The sequence below is a fragment of the Streptomyces hilarionis genome, from assembly GCF_024539675.1.
GTDB lineage: Bacteria > Actinomycetota > Actinomycetes > Streptomycetales > Streptomycetaceae > Streptomyces > Streptomyces hilarionis.
Genome location: NZ_JAHHIT010000593.1, coordinates 1 through 321, shown reverse-complemented (window position 1 = coordinate 321; position 321 = coordinate 1). Strand labels below are relative to the sequence as shown.

Annotated in this window: 1 protein-coding gene; it reads left to right on the top strand. The window is 54.8% G+C overall.

What is annotated here, in order from left to right:
* A partial coding sequence (locus tag KMS84_RS44295; RefSeq protein WP_256921504.1) for a tyrosine-type recombinase/integrase occupies positions 1-321 on the top strand: 321 nt, incomplete at both ends.

The following is a 321-nucleotide window of genomic DNA, read 5'->3' as shown; positions in this document are numbered from 1 at the left end:
GAAGCTGCTGACCCGGCTATCGACGGTCATGGATTGGGCTGTGAATAACGGTTACCTCGACAAGAGTTTTGATAAGGGTCTGAAGCCAACGAAAGGCGCTGACAGTTCCCGTGAGGCGTTCTCTCAGGATCAGGTAAAGGCCCTAATGGCTCACGCTAAGTCCCTTCCTGTGGACGCATGGCAGCGCTGGGCGTTGTCCCTTGGGGTGATCACTGGGACCCGTATTGAGGAGCTTAGGCAGTTGACCAAGGCTGACGTTAAACAGGTCAGCGGCGTGTGGGTCATCGACATTAATAGGAACGATGGCAAGACGGTCAAGAC